The sequence below is a fragment of the Proteiniphilum sp. X52 genome, assembly GCF_003712195.1.
Classification (GTDB): Bacteria; Bacteroidota; Bacteroidia; order Bacteroidales; family Dysgonomonadaceae; genus Proteiniphilum.
The window spans coordinates 91,784-111,723 of sequence record NZ_RDSD01000011.1; the positions used below are offsets into that span (position 1 = coordinate 91,784).

15 protein-coding genes are annotated in these 19,940 nt (G+C 47.6%); 10 read left to right on the forward strand and 5 right to left on the reverse strand.

Annotation, left to right across the window (positions count from 1 at the left end; all coding sequences use genetic code 11):
* Positions 1-105 precede the first annotated feature (105 nt).
* The gene (locus tag D7D25_RS10385; RefSeq protein ID WP_122968885.1) at positions 106-3,393 is read left to right on the forward strand and encodes a S41 family peptidase; all 3,288 of its coding nucleotides are present in this window, start codon (positions 106-108) and stop codon (positions 3,391-3,393) included.
* Positions 3,394-3,395: 2 nt separating this feature from the next.
* Here D7D25_RS10385 and D7D25_RS10390 read toward each other — a convergent pair whose 3' ends face one another.
* A complete protein-coding gene (locus D7D25_RS10390; protein ID WP_122968886.1) occupies positions 3,396-4,334 on the reverse strand; it encodes a TIGR01777 family oxidoreductase in 939 nt (312 codons plus the stop codon).
* Between the two features lie 474 nt (positions 4,335-4,808).
* On the opposite strand from D7D25_RS10390, the gene D7D25_RS10395 reads away from it, so the two are divergent.
* A complete protein-coding gene (locus D7D25_RS10395) occupies positions 4,809-5,528 on the forward strand; it encodes a pirin family protein (protein ID WP_122968887.1) in 720 nt (239 codons plus the stop codon).
* 141 nt (positions 5,529-5,669) lie between these two features.
* Here the strand turns inward: D7D25_RS10395 and D7D25_RS10400 are convergent, their stop codons facing one another.
* The 4 genes from D7D25_RS10400 to D7D25_RS10420 all read right to left on the reverse strand — a co-directional run bounded on the left by D7D25_RS10400 (position 5,670) and on the right by D7D25_RS10420 (position 10,188).
* Positions 5,670-6,347 carry a zinc metallopeptidase gene (locus tag D7D25_RS10400; protein WP_122968888.1) on the reverse strand — a complete coding sequence of 226 codons (678 nt, stop codon included), beginning with the start codon at positions 6,345-6,347 and terminating at the stop codon, positions 5,670-5,672.
* A 284-nt stretch (positions 6,348-6,631) separates the two neighbouring features.
* A complete protein-coding gene (locus tag D7D25_RS10410) occupies positions 6,632-7,891 on the reverse strand; it encodes an adenylosuccinate synthase (protein ID WP_122968889.1) in 1,260 nt (419 codons plus the stop codon).
* Positions 7,888-8,412 (reverse strand): Fur family transcriptional regulator, encoded by a 525-nt coding sequence (locus D7D25_RS10415; protein WP_122968890.1) that lies wholly within the window; start codon positions 8,410-8,412, stop codon positions 7,888-7,890. Before D7D25_RS10415 ends, D7D25_RS10410 begins: the two co-directional genes overlap by 4 nt.
* A 324-nt stretch (positions 8,413-8,736) precedes the next feature.
* Positions 8,737-10,188 carry a glycoside hydrolase family 10 protein gene (locus tag D7D25_RS10420; protein WP_255417263.1) on the reverse strand — a complete coding sequence of 484 codons (1,452 nt, stop codon included), beginning with the start codon at positions 10,186-10,188 and terminating at the stop codon, positions 8,737-8,739.
* Positions 10,189-10,530: 342 nt separating this feature from the next.
* On the opposite strand from D7D25_RS10420, the gene D7D25_RS10425 reads away from it, so the two are divergent.
* From D7D25_RS10425 to D7D25_RS10460, 8 genes are all read left to right on the forward strand, one after another.
* Positions 10,531-11,034: a UpxY family transcription antiterminator gene (locus tag D7D25_RS10425; RefSeq protein WP_122968892.1), complete on the forward strand. Its 504-nt coding sequence runs from the start codon at positions 10,531-10,533 to the stop codon at positions 11,032-11,034.
* A 196-nt stretch (positions 11,035-11,230) separates the two neighbouring features.
* On the forward strand, positions 11,231-11,644 hold the full coding sequence (locus D7D25_RS10430; protein WP_122968893.1) for an ATP-binding protein: 414 nt from the start codon (positions 11,231-11,233) through the stop codon (positions 11,642-11,644).
* A 103-nt stretch (positions 11,645-11,747) separates the two neighbouring features.
* Complete coding sequence (locus tag D7D25_RS10435) at positions 11,748-12,173, forward strand: BT0820 family HAD-type phosphatase (protein ID WP_122968894.1); 426 nt, start codon at positions 11,748-11,750, stop codon at positions 12,171-12,173.
* A 245-nt stretch (positions 12,174-12,418) separates the two neighbouring features.
* Entirely contained in the window at positions 12,419-14,788 is a 2,370-nt protein-coding gene (locus tag D7D25_RS10440) for an SLBB domain-containing protein (protein WP_122968895.1), read from the forward strand.
* Between the two features lie 17 nt (positions 14,789-14,805).
* Positions 14,806-15,960, forward strand: a complete 1,155-nt coding sequence (locus tag D7D25_RS10445; RefSeq protein ID WP_122968896.1) for a Wzz/FepE/Etk N-terminal domain-containing protein — start codon at positions 14,806-14,808, stop codon at positions 15,958-15,960.
* A 500-nt stretch (positions 15,961-16,460) separates the two neighbouring features.
* Positions 16,461-17,438: an SDR family oxidoreductase gene (locus tag D7D25_RS10450; RefSeq protein ID WP_122968897.1), complete on the forward strand. Its 978-nt coding sequence runs from the start codon at positions 16,461-16,463 to the stop codon at positions 17,436-17,438.
* Positions 17,439-17,456: 18 nt separating this feature from the next.
* Entirely contained in the window at positions 17,457-18,728 is a 1,272-nt protein-coding gene (locus D7D25_RS10455) for a nucleotide sugar dehydrogenase (RefSeq protein ID WP_122968898.1), read from the forward strand.
* Positions 18,729-18,739: 11 nt separating this feature from the next.
* The gene (locus D7D25_RS10460; protein ID WP_122968899.1) at positions 18,740-19,927 is read left to right on the forward strand and encodes a UDP-N-acetylglucosamine 4,6-dehydratase; all 1,188 of its coding nucleotides are present in this window, start codon (positions 18,740-18,742) and stop codon (positions 19,925-19,927) included.
* Positions 19,928-19,940: the final 13 nt, after the last annotated feature.

Consider the following 19,940-nt stretch of genomic DNA (forward strand, 5'->3'; position numbering starts at 1 on the left):
ATTTTTATTATGGAAATTTTTCCATAATCTGACCGAATAAATGAAAACAAGGAATTTCTCGAAAAAAAACCGTAAATTTGACCTCAAAATAACAAATGTAGATGTATGAGAAAACTCACTACCCTGATCCTGTCAAGCCTCTTTTTCCTGCAGGCTTCGGCAATGGACGACGCGCGAATGATGCGTTATCCCGATATCAACGGAAACCTGATCGCATTCGTGTATGCAGGTGATATCTGGACAGTAAATGCCAACGGTGGTGTCGCAAAAAGAATCACCTCACACCCCGGTATCGAGTTGTTTCCCAAGATATCACCCGATGGCAAATGGATCGCCTTCTCAGCCGAGTATTCCGGTAGCCGCCAGATATGGGTAATGCCATCCGGCGGGGGTAACGCACGGCAACTCACCTTCTACAACCCCGTTGGAGAAATGCCGCCCAGGGGCGGATTCGACAACGTTGTGCTCGACTGGACACCCGACAGCAAGGGTATCCTTTTCCGGGCCAACCGTACGAGTTTCGGCGACCGTAACGGACGTTATTTCATTGTCAGTATCGACGGCGGATTTGAGGAACCGCTTCCCATCGTCAACGGCGGCTTCGCCACCTTCTCGCCCGACGGATCACAACTCTGCTTCACCCCGGTCGACCGCGAGTTCCGCACCTGGAAACGTTATAAGGGAGGACGCTCCACAGACCTGTGGACATACGACCTGGCAAACAACCGTTCACAACAAATCACTCAATGGACCGGTTCCGACCAGTGGCCCGTATGGCACGGCAACAATATCTTTTTTGCTTCCGACCGCGACACCCGCCTGAATATCTGGCGGCATAACATCACTACCGGCGAAAATGAGCAAATTACGCGCCATAGCGACTTCGATGTGATGTGGCCCTCCGGCCGTAATGGCAAGTTGGTTTATGAAAACGGTGGTTACCTCCATGTGCTCGATCTTGCATCCGGCAGTAGCCGTAAGATAACGGTATCCATCCATTACGACAATCCCAACCTGCAGCCCTATTTCAGAAATGTGAAGGATTTTATCGGCAGTTATAGCCTCTCGCCCTCCGGGAAAAGGGCACTTTTCGAGGCTCGCGGCGATATCTACAGCGTACCGGTGGAAAAAGGAGAAATACGAAATCTCACCAATACGCAAGGTGTCCGTGAAATCTCTCCCGTATGGTCGCCCGACGGCAAACAGATCGCCTACTACTCCGACGCGACCGGAGAGTACGAACTCTACATACTCGAGAATAAGGAGGGAGCAACCCCGCGACAAGTCACCCACGGCTCCGCAGCATGGAAACATACGGCCGAATGGTCACCACGCAGCACACACCTCGTCTACAGCGACCGCACCATGAAGCTATGGCTGGTGGATGTCGCCACGGGCAGGCAGACCGCTATTGACCAAGCCACCGCGGAAGAGATCAGAGATTACGCTTTCTCTCCCGACGGCGACTGGATAGCCTACAGCAAATCGTCTCCCAACTACCAATCCGCCCTCTGGGTGTACCGGCTTTCCAGCGGCCGCAAGTACCAGCTTACCGATGCCACCTTTTCCGACAGCAACCCGCTATTCAGCCGCGATGGAAAATTCCTCTTTTTCCTCTCCAATCGCGACTTCAACCTGGCTTTCAGCAGCTTCGAGTTCGATTATCTTTACAACAACGCTACCCGTATCTACGCCCTTCCACTGCATGACGACGGCACAACCCTCACCCCCTACAAGGAAGACAAGGAACCCTATGGTGGGGAGAAAGACGATGATGCGGAGAAAAACGGGGAAAAAAGCACCGCAAAAGAAAAAGACAGAAAGGGTGATAGCGAATTGCCGGGAGAGATAAAAGTAAAGATAGATATCGATAACGCACAAAACCGGATACAGGCCTTACCCCTGCAACCCGGCAACTATCGCGTCATTGGTGCTGTGGAAGAGGGACTCCTCTATGCCACCGGAAATAAGATCATGCGTTACAATATCAACGAAGAAAAAGCTGAAGATATCCTTGACGAGACGGGTTACGGCATCCTCGCGGCAGATGGAAAATCGTTTATCTATCGCCGGGGTAACAATTACGGTGTGGCAAAAAACCAGACAGGACAAGCGGCCGGCACAGGTACGATCAATCTTGACAACCTCACTATGAAAATCGATCCCCGTGCCGAATGGAACCAGATCTATGCCGATGCATTCCGTATCTTCCGCGACTACTTTTACGTGAATAACCTGCATGGCGTGGACTGGAAAAATATTCAGAAAAGTTACGGAGCACTGCTTCCTTACGTACCCAGCCGATTCGATCTCGACTATATCCTCAACGAAATAGTGAGTGAGACCAATACCGGCCATGCGTATGTCGACTGGGGTGATATCGCGCGGGTAGACCGTATCAATGGAGGTTTATTGGGTGCGGAATTAGAGGCTGACCTTTCCGCCGGCCGATACAAGATACGGAAAATATATCCCGGCGAAAACTGGAACGAAAACCGTCGGTCACCTCTTACCGAAAGTGGCATCAATATAAAAGAAGGCGACTATATCATCCGCATGAACGGGCAGGAGCTGACCACCGCCCAAAATCCTTATGAACTGCTCGAGAACATGGGCGACCGGCATATCGAGCTGACAGTGAACGACAGCCCCTCGCCTACGGGGGCAAAAAGCTATAACGTCAAAACCATTACAAGCGAACAGGAACTCAGATATATGGACTGGGTGAATCAACGCAGGGAAATGGTCGACCGGCTTTCCGATGGCAAGATCGGCTACATTCATGTCCCCAACACGGCTGTCGAAGGTAACCGCGAGCTTTTCAGGGGAATGTATGCCTACCATCATAAAGAGGCGCTTATCATCGATGACCGGTACAATGGCGGCGGCTTTATCCCCGACAGGATGATCGACCTGCTTAACCGCCGCACACTGGTTTACTGGCACCGTAACGGTTTGCCGCAACCGATGAAAACGCCCGGTATCGCGCACGACGGCCCCAAGGCAATGCTTATCAACGGCTATTCCTCTTCCGGCGGTGACGCTTTCCCTTACTTCTTCCGTAAAACCGGAGAAGGCAAGTTGATCGGCACCCGTACCTGGGGCGGATTGGTCGGCATCTCCGGCAATGCCCGCCTGGTAGATGGCGGTTACATTTCCGTTCCCCGTTTTGGAATTTATGATCAAACCGGAGAATGGATCATTGAAGGTATCGGCGTTTATCCCGACATAGAAGTGGTTGACCGCCCCGAGGAACTGGCCAGAGGAAACGACCCCTCCATCGAGAAAGCGGTGGAGGTGCTGCTTGAAGAACTCAAGGCCAATCCCCGTCCGCAGGTCAACACACCCGCGCCACCCGACCGCTCACAGTGGATTGAGGTGGAAGTAAAATAGATTTAGGTGTTCTCATCCTTTCCTTTCATTCTCAAGAGAGTGGCTTCTATTGCTTCTTTTACTGAAGGATAAGTGAATTCATACCCTGCATCGATCACCTTTTGTGATGAGATGCGACTGCCATACAGTACCATATCGGCTGCCTCTCCCATAAAGAGCCGCAGCAGAAAAGCCGGTATCGGCGGCATAAGAAAAGGACGCTTCACCTCTTTGGCCAGCCTCTTCATAAAGCCGGCATTGGTGATAAATTCCGGTGCGACCGCATTATACACGCCCCGCATCGCGCTATCTTCCACCGCCTTCAAATAGAGGCGGCAAATATCCTCCATATGGATCCAACTCAAATATTGTCTGCCCGAACCCAGTGGTGCTCCAAATCCGAACCGCGCCGGCAGCACCATTTTTCCGAAAGCTTCACTGTCTTTGGATATCACAAAGGCCGTTCGCAGCGCCACGGTACGCACATCCAGTTCATCCCTGAACCTGAAAGCCTCGGCTTCCCATTTCCGGCAGGTACGACTCAGAAAATCACTATCCGCGGGATTATCCTCCTCGGTGAAGATCTTCTCTCCCGTCTCCTGTCCGTAAAAACCGACCGCCGAAGCAGAGATAAATGCCTCCGGTTTTTTATCCATCTTTTTCACTGTCTCCAGCAACAATCTTGCCGTCTGCACACGGCTCTCCACAATCTTCTGTTTCTTCAGCCGCGTCCAGGAGCCATCGCCTAAGTTTGATCCGGCCAGGTGAACAATCACGTCAGCCTGTTCCACGGCCTCCCTGTCGATCTCTCCTTTCCGGTAATCCCAGCGATAGCGCGGAATCCGGGCCTTCACATACCGTTCACGACTTAACCAGATCACCTTGTATCCTTTCCCGATGAGCAATTCCGATAGCCTTTTGCCCACCATTCCCGATCCGCCTGTAATCAAAATCGTCTTCATTTGTAATCCTTCAATCTCTTAGGGTTTCCCCACTGCTTGCAGCGGGAAGTAAAAATTACTCCTCCATGATTCTCCCACGGCTTGCGGCAGGGAGATTCATTAATAAAGTTGGAAACAGTTTCTTAGACGCCTCATCAGATAAACAAAAAAAGAGCGCAATTGTTGCCCTCTTCGCCATATAATGCACTTCGCCATATAATATCATATTTCACTTCATATTAAACAATTCATACAGAACAATTGTTATTTCATAAATAATATCGAAACTGTTTTGAATTTCACGAGAAATTGTATTACACCTATTTTTCCACTCTTTCATCTTGTTTTTTTGCCCTTTTTCGCTCCTTCGAATTCTCATCTCTTTCCAGTGGCCCGCCACATTTCAATGAATGAAATTCCAAATCCATCAAAAAACGGCTAAAAAACAATGGATGAAAAAATTCAAAACAGTTTCTTGATCAACCAAAATTAATTATGAAAACTGTTTATCATTCGGCTGCCTCCCGGGGGTACGCCAATCACGGCTGGCTAAAATCTGCCCATACATTTAGTTTTTCCAATTACCACAATCGCGCGAGGATGCATTTCGGTGTGCTTCGGGTAATCAATGATGACTCTATAGAAGGGGGAGGAGGTTTCGGCACGCATCCCCACAACGACATGGAAATTATCACCATCCCCCTGGAAGGCGATTTGGAGCACAGGGACAGCATGGGTAACGGCGGTATGATCCGCAATGGGGATATACAGGTGATGTCTTCCGGCACCGGAGTAACCCACAGCGAGTTCAATGCCAACAGCGACCGGCGTGTGGAACTGTTACAGATATGGATCTTTCCCCGTGAGAAAAGCATCACGCCAAGATACGAGCAAATGCATATCGCCGATTCCGCAAAACCCAATGATTTCCAACAGATCATCTCGCCCCACAAAGAAGATGAAGGGTTGTGGATTCATCAGGATGCATGGTTTCACCTGGCTCAGTTCGACAGTGGTGTGATGAAAGAATACAACCTCAAAAAAACGGGAAACGGCGTCTATATTTTCGTCATTCGGGGAAAAGCCAAAGTTGGCGATCAAATACTGCACAAGAGGGATGGTTATGGTATTTGGGATACCGACCATTTCCCTCTTGAAGCATTGGAGAATTCAGAAATCCTGTTGATGGAAGTTCCTATAGAACTACCGAAATAAAATTATGAGTCCCCTCCGAAAAGTCTTTTTTACCCAAATCCCCCTCAAAAGAACTATTGATTTTCAATGAGTTGCAGACCCAGGAAATCGGTTTTTTGAGTTTTCGGAGCAGGCTCAATTATTTAATTATTTACCCACTGATCATCTTCTGCTCGTAGCAATCATGATGTAGTAAAGTAATGTGGCGAGGGAACTGAGTGCTGCCACCACATAAGTGTATCCGGCCCAGCGAAGGGCATCCACCGCCTGATTGTGGTTGCCCGCATCGGTAATACCGGCGGTGCTGAGCCAACGGAGGGCACGGTTGGTAGCATTCTTTTCCACCGGCAGTGTGATAAAACTGAAGAGTGTGGAAAGAGCAAACATGGCAATTCCGAACCAGAGAAGCATGGGGAAGGTCTGGATCAGGATAATACCGGCCAGGATCACCCACATGACCCATTTGGAGGTAGACGAAATCACCGGCACCAGTGCCGAACGCATTTTCAAGGGCGCATATCCTTTCGCGTGCTGGACGGCATGTCCCGTTTCGTGAGCTGCCACCGCGGCAGCTGCCACGCTATTAGAGCCGTATACCGGTTCACTCAAGTTGATGGTCTTATTCAACGGGTTATAGTGGTCTGTCAGCCGCCCTCTCACGGAGATCACCTGCACATCGTAGATCCCGTTGTCGCGCAGCATCTTTTCCGCCACCTCTTTCCCTGTCATCCCATTGCGTAAGGGAATTTTTGAATACTTCTTGAAGCGGCTCTGCAGCGTGCCTTGCACGATCCAGCCCGCCACCGCAATTGTAATAAATATAATCCAGATTGTAGCCATTATTTCATTTGATTTAATAAATATGGTTCATTCCCAGTTCTTCATTCTTCATTCTTCATTCTTCATTCTTCATTCTTCATTCTTCATTCTTCACTCTTCATTCTTCATTCTTCATTCTTCATTCTTCACTCTTCATTCTTCATTCTTCATTCTTCATTCTTCATTCTTCATTCTTCATTCTTCACTCTTCACTCTTCATTTTTCACTCTTCATTTTTCACTCTTCATTGAACATCCCGGAGACGGCAAAAGTTCATAGCGCCCGCTCACCGGCGGACAGGATTTTTATCTTATAATTGTCTGTGCGCGGTCGGGGCCAACTGATACGATTGCGACAGGAACTCCCAATTCCGTTTCCAAAAAGGTCAGGTAATTGTTGAATTCTTCAGGAAATTCGTCTTCCGACTGCATCTTTGTCATATCGGCCTGCCATCCGGGAAGATCCACATAAACAGGTTCAATACCATCCGAGATATCATAAGGCAGGTCTTCGGTCTCCTCGCCGTTCACCCTATAGGCCACGCAGGCTTTGATTGTCTCAAAGTTGTCCAACACGTCACTCTTCATCATTACCAACTTCGTAACCCCATTCAACATAATGGTATAGCGCAGCGCTACCAGGTCGATCCATCCGCAACGGCGCGGCCGTCCTGTTACAGAACCATACTCGTTCCCGTTATCGCGCAACCGTTGCCCGTCCTGATCCAACAGTTCCGTAGGGAAAGGTCCGCTGCCTACCCGTGTACAATAAGCCTTGAAGATGCCGTACACCTCGCCGATCCGTCCGGGAGCTACTCCTAGTCCGCTGCAGGCACCGGCACAAATAGTATTGGAAGAAGTCACGAAAGGATACGAACCGAAATCTATATCCAGCATCGATCCTTGTGCACCCTCGGCCAGCACCGACCCTCCTTCCGCCAGATGTTTATTAATAAAATGTTCGCTGTCGATAATTGTAAACTCCTTCATCTTCTCAATTCCCTCGAACCAAGGCTTTTCAAGGGCAGGCAGGTCATATTCCAACGGGTAATGGTCGAGCAATTCCTTGTGTCGCAGCACTGCATTGCGATATTTCTCTTCAAAGTTGTGGAAGAGGTCTCCGACCCTCAATCCGTGGCGTCCGGCCTTATCGGTATAAGCAGGGCCTATACCTCTCCCTGTCGTACCGATTTTTGCATCACCCATCGCTTTTTCCGAAGCCGCATCCAGCAGGCGGTGCGTCGGCAGGATCAGGTGCGCCTTTTTAGAGATGAAAAGCCTGTCGGTGAGTGTGTGTCCTGAAGACTCCAACCCTTCCACTTCCTGTTTGAAGAGTGCAGGATCGATCACTACCCCGTTTCCTATGATATTTATTTTTCCATCCTGAAAAATTCCCGACGGGATCGATTTCAGGACATATTTCTCCCCTTCGAATTCCAGCGTATGCCCCGCATTAGGTCCACCCTGAAACCGCGCCACCACCTCATACTGAGGTGTAAGCACATCCACCACTTTTCCTTTACCTTCGTCGCCCCACTGGAGCCCTAAGAGTACATCAACTTTCATTTTTTATTTTGTTTACCTTTGCTTTTATTCTGTTTTGTTTCAGTGTCACGTGCCAGCTTCCTCAGCTCCATCCGTTTAGCATGGACGCACTTGCTGCATGTGCCGTAGATGTAAGTGCTGTAGTAACTCACTTTGAACTTCCTGATCTTTTTGAGTTGGACAGGCGTCAGCAAGTCACCCGTCATCTCACGCACCTCTCCACAAGTGGTACAGATAAGATGGTCATGGTTTTCGTTACCATACGCACGTTCGTATTTCGATATATTCGCCCCGAACTGGTGTTTTACTACCAGTCCGCAATCCAGCAACAGTTGAATGGTATTATAAAGTGTGGCACGACTCACCCGGAAGTTCACTTCAATCATAGAATTATACAGAGAATCCATATCAAAATGGCCCCGGGTAGAATAGATATGATCGAGAATCGCAAACCGTTCGGGTGTTTTTCTGTGCTTGTGGAGTGTCAGATACTCCATAAACTCGCTTCTTACCTGTTGCTTCAATTTTTGAGCGCCATCCATAGGTTACAAAATTATTCTATTTTTTCGATTTTACCCTTTTTTTCAGTTGAAAATTACAAATTACCAATTACTAATTACCAATTACAAATTATCACGACCACATTTCATTTCGCCACAGACTACCTGCTCTTTCACCTCACTTAATCACATAGGCACCTTTTCACTTTCCTCCTGGTTCTGATATTCTTTGTCCGTCTTCCCTCCTTTCCACTCTTCCCTCTTCATCTTTCATTCTTCATTTTTCCCTCTTCCCTCTTCATTCTTCACTCTTCACTCTTCATTCTTCATTCTTCACTCTTCACTCTTCATTTTCACTCTTCATTTTCACTTCACCGTCTCCGAGTGGTAGAAGAAAGCCGGAATGCACGGCCCGCTCTCATTATGATAGGCATCCGATGTGGTAATATAGTAGTAATAAGCCTTGTCGTTGTCTTCCGCCCGGTAATGGAACCGGCGCTCCCGCAGTCCTACCGCCATGAGGTTTTCCGCATTCTCCAGACTCAGTGCATCACTTTCGCTCCGATAGACGTTATAAGTCACTCTCTCTTCACTGTTTCCTTCCCATGAAAGTTCAAACACCCCCTCCTCATTTCTCTCCGCCCGCAGGTTGTAAGGAGTGTGGGGAATGGAATCGCTCAGCCAGGTCATGGACGGCAATTTCGCCGGGTACTTGTAATACTCCTGCAACTCCCGCAAGATTCCTTTGGTATTGGAAAGCACGTTATCGGCACGGAAATAGGCCTGCCCATGAGTATCCCTCCGGCGGGTATAATCCACCTGGTTCAGTATATCACGGTGTGACCATCCCAATTCGATCATTTGATATGCCCCCAGTCCCGGCACCACGATCCTGCCGTTGCCATGCTTCAACCAATCGTCCACAAAAGGGTAGAAGAGTCCCTCCTTATAATACATCATCGGATAGATCGCATCATGCTTTCCCATCATCATCCACTTACCGGCATCCTGGGATACCGTCTCCAATGCAGTCCACCCTACTCCATTACCACCCAATGCGCGATACCGTCCCAATGGGGCACTACTCACCTGCACCCACGGCTTCAACGCCTTCACCTGGTCGTACGCCTTCGTCACAAAGCGGGTAATGTTATCCCTGCGCCATTCATCCCGTGTTTTCCCTTTGCCATGCAGCCGGTATAATCCATCGTCGGGGAAGCGTCCCCTGTTGTCCGGATAGCGGATATAATCAAAATGGATCCCGTCCACATCATAACCGGCGACGATCTCTTTCACGATTGAGAGCAGATAATCGTCCGTACGCGGATTCCCCGGGTCGAGAAACCATTCCCTCTGAAATTGTTTGGTGATGGAAGGATTTTTTTTCGTTACAGACCTTGCTCCTAAGCTGCGCACATGCCGGTCATTTCCCAGGGGGTAAGTGACTACCCAGGCATGGCATGCCAACCCCCGCTTGTGGCATTCCTCCACAACAAAGGCAAGAGGATCGAACGCGGGGCGTCCCGGCCCGGCGGGAGCAATGAGGGTGGACATCGGCTCGACATGTGAGTGGTAGAGCACCTCCCCCCTGCCCCTCACCTGAAAGAGTACCGTATTGAAATTGTGTTTCTTCAGGTTATCCAGTATATCTGTCAGTTCTCTTTTTTGCACCTCAACACTGGTACGGTTACGCGGCCAGTCCAGCCCGTAATTGGTGGTCAACCAGACCGCTCTCACCTCCGTGGCCGGCGGCCCGGACGAAAACAACGCTGTTGTCCCGGTCAAAAACAAAATCAGCAGGGGAAATATTTTGCGCATAATAGAATTGGCAATCGTCGTTATTATCCTCTCTCCTTTCGCGGAGCGGATGCAAATTTAGTATAAATAGAAAGCCGGAAGAAGTCAATTTTAGAATGTTAACAGTTTCAGATTAAATAGAATGTCGGCCTTGGCTTTTAAAGGGCTACAAGAAATGGCAAAGGAAATCGACTAAATCCCCTCCGTTCCTTGCCCATGAATGGAAAAAACATTAATTTCGGGAACAGAAAGTGATGGAATGATTCTCCTTGCCGCAAGCGGAGGGGTATCGTAGAGGAGCAATTTTGACTTCCCGCTGGAAGCAGCAGGGAATTAAACCCTGAGAGATCGATCAAAAAAAGTATGGCAGAAAAGAGATGGCTGGCAGCTTATGTGAAGATGCACCACGAGAAGCGGGTACGCGACCGCCTCACGGCAATGGGGGTTGAGAATTTCCTGCCGGTGCAGGAGGAAATGCGGCAGTGGAGCGACCGCAAGAAGAAGGTGGAGCGGGTACTTATCCCGATGATGATTTTTGTAAATGTAGACACCGAGGAGCAGCGTAGTGTCATTGCCGAACCTTCAATACTGCGCTATCTGACGTTGCGTGGCGAACATGCGCCCACGGAGATACCTGCGGAACAGATGGAACGCTTCCGTTTCATGCTCGACCATTCCGACAGTGCCGTCAGTTTCAGTGCCGGTGACCTGCAACCGGGTGAGAAGGTGCGTGTGATCAAAGGGCCGCTTGCCGGCCTCGAAGGCGACCTGATCACGGTGGAGGGTAAATCCAAAATTGCTATCCGCATCCATCAGCTTGGTTGTGCGGAAGTGGAAATGAGTGTTTCCCTGGTGGAGAAGATATAACCCCTTCAATTTGAACATGTAAAATTATAGACAAAAAAATGCACTCCTCATTGAACAATATTTAGAAAAACTATTAACTTTGTAGTGCAATTTTCAAAAAAATGGATTCGCTATTCAATGCAAGGGTTTTCATTTAGGGAATACCTGAAATTTGAGCATGCCCTCGATGTGAAAGTTTATTCGTAACTTTGTCTCATTGGCAACGAAATTGGAAATCAGCCGTAATTCACTCGAAGAATATATGTCGTTTATGGAAGACGCGGGACTTATAGCCCGTCTTCGCGACCAATCAACCGGAATAATTGGTCTGGGGAAAGTAAATAAAGTGTATTTGGACAATACAAATTTAGTTTATTATTTATCTGAAAGAGAGCCGGAAATCGGAAATATCCGCGAAACTTTTTTTCTAAACCAAACGCGGGTAAATAATGCGGTAGTTTCTTCCGTTGCCGGCGATTTTAAAATAGCGCAATATACATTTGAAGTGGGAGGTAGAAGTAAAACGCGGGAACAAATAAAAAACAGGCCAAACGCTTTCATCGTGAAAGACGATATTGAGTACGGATATAAAAATGTTATTCCCCTCTGGGCTTTTGGGCTAAATTATTGAAGTTTGTGCGGAAGTGGAAATGAGTGTTTCCCTGGTGGAGAAGATACCGTAGTGAATGCTTTTTTCGTATCTTTGCCGTTATTAATATGAAACATTCAGAGTCATGATCATCGCCATCGACTTCGACGGTACTATTGTGGAACATGCCTATCCCGACATCGGCAAACCCATTCCTTTCGCTATTGAAACGCTTCTGCAAATGCAAAAAGACGGGCACAAGCTGATACTGTGGACAGTGCGAAAAGGCCGCCTCCTGCAGGAAGCCATCGACTACTGCGCCCAACGGAAGCTCTATTTCTATGCGGAGAATGAGAACTACCGTGGGGAAAACAAGGAGTTGGGAGAAGAGGTTTCGCGTAAACTGGCTGTCGATATGTTTATCGACGACCGCAACCTGGGAGGACTCCCCGACTGGAGCACCATTTACAACGCTGTTAAAGCGACTGCCGAAGGGGCGAACGGATTAAAGAGCATGGCAGGACCCTCGCGTATGGCAGAACCGAAGAAGAAAAGACGATGGTTTTTCTGAGTACTGCCTGAAACCAACACCAAGATTCCCACAATAAGAGACAAACCTCAGAACCACCACTCCCATGTGCATCCCATTTTTCACTTTTTCTATTTCAGAAAGGTCTGAATATGGTTTTTTATTGTATTTTTGCACGGTATTCCGATTGGAACTGCCTGCGCGCATTGTGACAGGTAGTCACGAAGTGCGCCCAAAAACGACCGTTTTTCCACTACAGAAATTTATAACGACAAAACTAAGACTATATGCATAGAGAGACCAGGATTAGCGTGTTGATCACGATATTGTTTTTCCTGTCCTGCGGACTGTTTGCCCAGATGAGCGACCAGCAGGTCATTCAGGAGTTGCGAAAATACGAGAACTCAGGCATGTCTCAACAACAGATACTCACAGAACTGCAAAGAAAGGGAGTCACCATCGCACAATTGCAACGCCTCCGCGCACACTATGAGGAAAACAAGGATATTACCGACGGCGGCGTGGAATCTAACTACGACCCTTCGGAAAAAAGTTTCCGGGATACGTCCGAGATACCGGTCATCACGGCACAAACAGTACAGACAGCACCCGAAGACCGGATTTACGGTCAGGACTTTTTCACCGCCGGCAACCTTACTTTCGCGCCCAACATGAATATGCCCACTCCGGCCAACTACGTGCTGGGATCGGGTGATGAAGTGATTATCGATGTGTGGGGCAATTCCGAACTCAACGTGCGCTACACCATCACCCCCGACGGCCATATCACCGTGCCGGGCCTGGGGCGCATCATGCTCAACGGCCTCAACGTACAACAGGCTGAAGCGAAAATACGCAACGAGTTCTCCTCTATTTATTCCGATCTCGACTCTTCCACTCCCGGCACTTTTCTTGCCATCTCCGTGGGTAACGTGCGTACCATCAAGGTGAATGTGATGGGCGAAGTAGCCACACCGGGCACCTACACCCTCTCCTCCTTCGCCTCAGCCTTCCATGCCCTCTATGTATCAGGCGGCCCCTCGAAAATAGGGAGCCTGCGCAATATCCGCATTTTCAGGGCCGGAAGAAACGTGGCAACCGTGGACCTATATGAGTATCTGATGAAAGGAGATAACACCGGCGACATCAACCTGCATGACGGCGATATTGTGATGGTGGAACCGTATAGTACCCTGGCACAAATCACAGGAGAGGTCAGGCGTCCCATGTGGTACGAAATGCGGGAAGACGAAACGCTTGAAGATCTTATCCGTTTTTCCGGCGGCTTTAGCGGCAACGCCTACCGCGCCAATGTGACGTTGCACCGGAAAGGCGTGAACGAGATGGAAGCCCATACCCTCAATCAACCCGAATACGCCTCCTTCAAGATGCAGGACGGCGACCGGATAGAGGTAGGTGACATCTTAGATAAATACTCCAATATGGTAGAGATTACAGGAGCTGTGGAGCGTCCCGGTAAATATGCCGTGGGAGAACGCATCAAAACCGTGCGCGACCTGGTAGAGATCGCCCTCGGGCCCACGGGCGACGCCTATCTTTACCGCGCGCTGCTCTACCGCGAGCAAGACGACCTGCGACAGACCATGGAGTCGTTCGACCTCGACGCCCTGCTCAACAACCGTATTGCCGACATCCCTTTGCGGAAGAACGACCGGCTCCATGTCCCCTCCATTTTTTCCATCGAGGACAACCTCACCATATCTGTCGGCGGTTCCGTCCGTGCTCCGGGCAACTATCCCTTCGCCCTGAACATGCGTGTAGAAGACGCCATCCTCCGGGCGGGCGGACTGAGCGAAGAAGCCTCCACGGCACGGGTCGACGTTTACCGACGGATCAAGGATCCCTCCAGTACCACCGTACCGTCCACGATGAGCGAGGTGTACACCTTCACCCTGGAGGAAGGCAAGATCGTATCGAGCGACCCCACCTTTGTCCTTCAACCGTTCGACCAGATCGAGGTACGCCGCTCGCCCGGTTACGAGCCCCAAAACATGGTCACCATCAACGGAGAGATCCTTTTTGGCGGCCGATTTGCCAAGAAGAGCCGGAATGAGCGTCTCTCCTCGTTGGTGGAAAGGGCGGGAGGTTTGACCGAATACGCCTATCCCAAAGGCGCCAGGTTGTTGCGCAGGCTGACCCCAGATGAAATGGAAAGGAGCCGCAAGGCGCTGATGACGCGCGCCCGGGTGGAGAGCGACTCTACCTTTGTCGGTGAACTCGACCTCACCGTGCAGAACGTGGGGATCGACCTGGAAAAGGCGTTGAAAAATCCGGGGGGATCCGACGATATCATCCTCCGGGAGGGAGATGTGCTGACCGTTCCCCAGTTCAACAATACCGTCAAAATCTCCGGCGGGGTGATGTATCCCAATACGGTCACTTACCAGAAAAATATGAAGCTGGACGGTTATATCCGGCAGGCAGGAGGTTATTCACGTTTGGCAATGAAGAGCAAGCCTTTCGTGATTTACGCCAACGGCAAGGTCTCCAGCGGCCGATGGGCTAAGATAGAACCGGGTTGCGAGATCGTGGTTCCCGAGAAACCCGACAGGGAACCGATGTCGTTGCAAGGCATACTGGGGATTTCGACCAGCCTCGCCTCCATCGCCCTGTTGATCAGCAATCTTGTCAAATAATCAAACAAAACGGACACATGACACAAGACAACTATACACAGGAAAACCAAAACAGGCTTCCGTCCCCCGAAACAACCGATGAAATCGATCTAACCGAGATTCTACGGAAGTTATGGATCAAGCGGAAATTTATCCTGAAGACCACCGGCATCTTTCTCCTGATAGGCCTCTTTATCGCACTCTTTTCCCCTGTAAAATACACCGCACACTGCACGGTCGTGCCCCAGAGCAGCAAAGATGGGGCAACCGGCAATTTAGGCGGTCTTGCCGCCATGATGGGCATGAATATCGGCGTGGGAGCCGGAGGAGGGGAAACCCTTTCTCCTAACGTTTATCCGCAGATCGTAAAGAGTGTCCCTTTTACCCGGGAAATCATGAAAACCCCCATAAAAGTGGAAAAATCCGAAGGAAAAGAAATTTTGTTGTACGACTACTATACAAACAAACAATACCAACCCTTCAACCTGATAGGGAGCATTAAGAAATATACCATTGGATTGCCCTTCCTGCTTATAAACGCTATCCGCGGAAGCGGCATTCAGGAAGAGGCGTACCCTTCCGACAGCCTATCACTGCCTACCCTTAACAAAGAGGAAGAGCGGGTATATCAGAGGATTCAAAGTTCAATACAATTGAACCTGAACGCCAAGGACGGGTATATCTCCATTGATTACACTTTTCCCGAAGCCGAAGCGGCCGCCCGTATCACCGATCAGGTGCGCAAAACGCTGGAGCAATACGTGACGGCGTTCAAGTCGGAGAAAATGGAAGATAACCTTGCGTTTGTGCAGCAAAGTTTTGATGAGGCGCAAAAGGATTTTCAACAAAAGCAGGAACGCCTCGCCTTTTTCCAGGATGCCAACCGGGGGTTGACCACCGCTTCGGCACGTGCCACCGAGCAACGGCTCCGCAGCGAATATGATATAGCATTCACCGTCTATAGCGAATTGGCCAAACAATTGGAGCAAGCCAAACTGGCGGTAAAGGAATCCAAACCGGTGTTGACGGTGATTGAACCCGTGGTAGTCCCGGTACAGAAAAGCGCTCCCAGACGAAGTATTATTTTAGCCGGTTTTGTTTTTCTGGGAGTTTTCATCGGCACAGGATGGATATTAGCAAAGCCGTTTATTAAAGATATTGCGAATGAGGTAAAAAAAGCAGAAGAGGTTTAAAAAATAGAACCTTCAAACAGCTTCATCAAATTATCCAGCGGTTAAAAAATCTTTCCCAGGCCGCCATTGCTTTCTTTATCAGGTTGTTGATGGTTTTGCTCTCGACAATATTATCTTTTGTTACGGTCACTGTTTTGTAGATCGTTTTGAGTTAAAGCCTAGAGCACTCTATGATTTATAATTAATTGGTTTTAATCACACTGAATCGTATTTCCCATTCTCAACTTTTTTAGTCAAGAATCAAAAAATCAATATATTTTATTCCTTTGAGTGAGGTTTTGAAGGGGTATCTAGTCAGACCGGTTCTGATGACGGCTCATATTGTTGTGTTGAGCGTGGTCAGGAATACGCATTTCCGGATATAGGTTGTTCTTTTTCTGATGATTCCCGGTGTGGTCGTTATGGAATAATGATGCTATAGAAAATAATTACTTATGAAGGTTTGGGAAACATTTCATTAAATTGTTGTACTTTTGTGGGCTATAAGATTGAAAGAAACAATGAACGCAAAAAAGATATTAGTAACCGGAGGTGCCGGATTTATTGGTTCAAATTTAACGGAAGAACTCCTGAAACGTGGTGATCATGTGACTGTTCTTGATAATTTTTCAACTGGCAAAATTGAGAACCTACTCCCTCTTATTGGCTCTTATCCCTCTACATTTAAGTTGGTTGTGGGCGATATTCGCCAATTAGATGACTGTCGCAAGGCAGTGGACGGAATAGAATATGTTTTTCATGAGGCGGCACTCGGTTCGGTACCCCGTTCCATCAAAGATCCCATAACTTCAAATGAAGTCAACGTGTCGGGTTTTTTGAATATGCTGGTTGCCAGCCGAGATGCCAGCGTCAGGCGGTTTATTTATGCCGCCAGTTCCTCTACTTATGGCGATAGCAAGTCGCTACCCAAAGTGGAGAGTGTGATCGGCAAGCCATTGTCTCCTTACGCCATTACCAAATATGTGAACGAGCTCTATGCCGATGTGTTTGCCAAAACATACGGCATAGAGACTATCGGCTTGCGTTATTTCAATGTGTTCGGAAGAAGGCAGGATCCCAATGGCGCTTATGCCGCAGTAATCCCGTTGTTCGTGAAAAAGTTGATGAAGCTTGAACCTATTACGATTAACGGCGATGGAGAATATAGCCGTGACTTTACCTATATCGACAACGTGATTCAGATGAATATCTGTGCGATGGATACAGAAAACCCCCAAGCGGTTAATCAAGTCTATAACACAGCATATGGTGAACGCACCACTTTGAATCAATTAATTGCCACTTTGAAAGAATATTTGGGCGAATATGATTCCCGTATTCCCCATGTAGAGGTGATTCATGGGCCAAAAAGGGCGGGTGATATTCCTCATTCGTTGGCGAATATTGATAAAGCTAAAAAAATGTTGGGTTATGTCCCCCAATTTTCAATGAAAGCAGGTCTAAAAGAAGCGGTAAAATGGTACTGGGAGAATTTGTGATAAAACAGCATCTATCTCATGAGTAATGAAATAAAAATTGCAGTAATCGGGCTAGGCTATGTAGGGTTACCCCTTGCCCGTCTTTTTAGCACCAAATACAAAACAATTGGTTTTGACCTGAACCAAGCCCGGGTAGATGAATTGATGGTTGGCGTGGATTCCACGTTAGAAGTAGAGAATGCTTTGTTGAAAGAAGCCATTGATAAATATGGATTGACATGCACAACCTATATAGAAGATATTCGTGAATGTAATTTCTATGTGGTGGCGGTGCCAACCCCGGTAGATCGCAACAACAATCCCGATTTGCGTCCGTTATACGAAGCCAGTAAAACCGTGGGCAAAGTAATTTCAAAAGGCGATATCGTTGTGTATGAATCTACCGTGTATCCTGGAGTCACAGAAGATGAATGTATTCCGGTTGTTGAAAAAGTAAGCGGGTTGAAATACAACGAAGATTTCTTTGCTGGGTATAGTCCGGAAAGAGTTAATCCCGGCGACAAGAAGCATACCGTAGAAAAGATCAAAAAAGTCACCTCCGGCAGCACGCCCGAAATCGGTGAAATGGTGGACGAAGTGTATGCTTCCGTAATCACAGCAGGTACTCATTTAGCCCCCACCATCAAGGTGGCGGAGGCAGCCAAAGTAATCGAAAACTCGCAACGCGATATCAATATTGCCTTTGTGAACGAGTTGGCGAAGATTTTCAATAAAATGGATATCAATACTCAAGATGTGTTGGCAGCTGCAAGTACAAAATGGAATTTCCTTCCCTTTAAACCCGGATTAGTGGGTGGTCACTGCATTGGAGTGGATCCCTACTATTTGGCGCAAGCCGCACAACGGAATGGATACAACCCTGAGATCATCCTTGCCGGCCGTCGCATGAACGATAGTATGGGAGAGTATGTGGCTGATCAGGTGGTAAAATTGATGTTGAAAAAAGGCATTCAGGTGCTTGGCTCCAAAGTATTGGTCCTCGGGTTCACGTTTAAGGAAAACTGCCCCGATGTACGCAACACCAAGGTAATTGATATTGTGCGTACCCTAAAAGAATATAATGCCGAAGTAACCATACATGACCCATGGGCTAATCCCGTAATTGCCAAGCATGAATATGGAGTGGATATTTTGAACGAACTGCCAAAAAACAAGTTTGATGCGGTGATTTTAGCCGTGGCGCACAAGGAATTCATCAACATTGATATATCTTCCATTACTATGGATATGAAAAAAGTAATATATGATGTGAAGGGAATGTTATTAGAAGAAGTTGATGGAAAGCTGTAGAGTAACTTACTATGGATATATTAAAACTTATAGGACGAGATAAAGAACTGTTTACGGAAGATATTCAACGAAACGAAGCAGCGCTATCAGAGATAGTCAACTCATCCAGTTTCCTGGTGATAGGAGGCGCCGGGTCCATAGGCCAGGCAGTGACTAAAGAAATATTCAAGCGCAAACCCCGTAAACTACATGTGGTGGATATCAGTGAAAACAACATGGTTGAACTGGTGCGGGATATTCGTAGCACTTTTGGATATATAGACGGGGACTTCCGGACATTCGCACTTGATGTAGCTTCTATTGAGTATGACGGATTTTGGAACAATGACGGAAAATATGACTATGTTCTAAATCTTTCCGCCCTAAAACATGTCCGGAGTGAAAAAGATCCTTATACCCTTATGAGGATGATTGATGTCAATATCCTTAATACTGTTAAAACAGTAAAACAATCCATTGATAAAGGAGTAAAGAAATATTTCTGTGTTTCTACCGATAAAGCCGCTAACCCTGCCAATATGATGGGAGCTTCCAAACGTATAATGGAAATGTTTTTGATGCATTTGAGCAAAAAAATAGAGATTTCTACTGCACGTTTTGCCAATGTGGCTTTTTCCGATGGGTCATTGCTTCACGGATTCAATCAAAGAATACAAAAACGTCAGCCCATTGTGGCTCCCAATGATGTAAAAAGATATTTTGTCACCCCAAAAGAATCAGGAGAGCTTTGTCTGATGTCCACCATATTGGGAGAAAATAGAGATATCTTTTTCCCTAAGTTAAGTGAAAGTCTTCACCTTATTACTTTTTCTGATATAGCAGTTCGTTATTTAAAAGGAATAGGTTACGAACCTTATTTGTGTAAGGACGAAGAAGAAGCTCGTCAATTGGTACACACTCTACCTGCAGAAGGAAAATGGACTTGTTTTTTTACTGAAAGTGATACGACCGGGGAAAAAGACTTTGAGGAATTTTTCACAGACAATGAAGAACTGGATTTGTCTCGTTTTACTAATTTGGGTATTATCAAAAATAAACCTATTTATGATGAAGCATTGCTTGACCACTTTCTTAAAATTATAGCAGAAATGAAGCAAACTGGAAATTGGACAAAAGAAGGTATTGTCTCTCTTTTTTTTGAACTGATACCCAATTTCGATTATATAGAAAAAGGGAAATATTTAGATGCAAAAATGTAATTAAGTTGATACA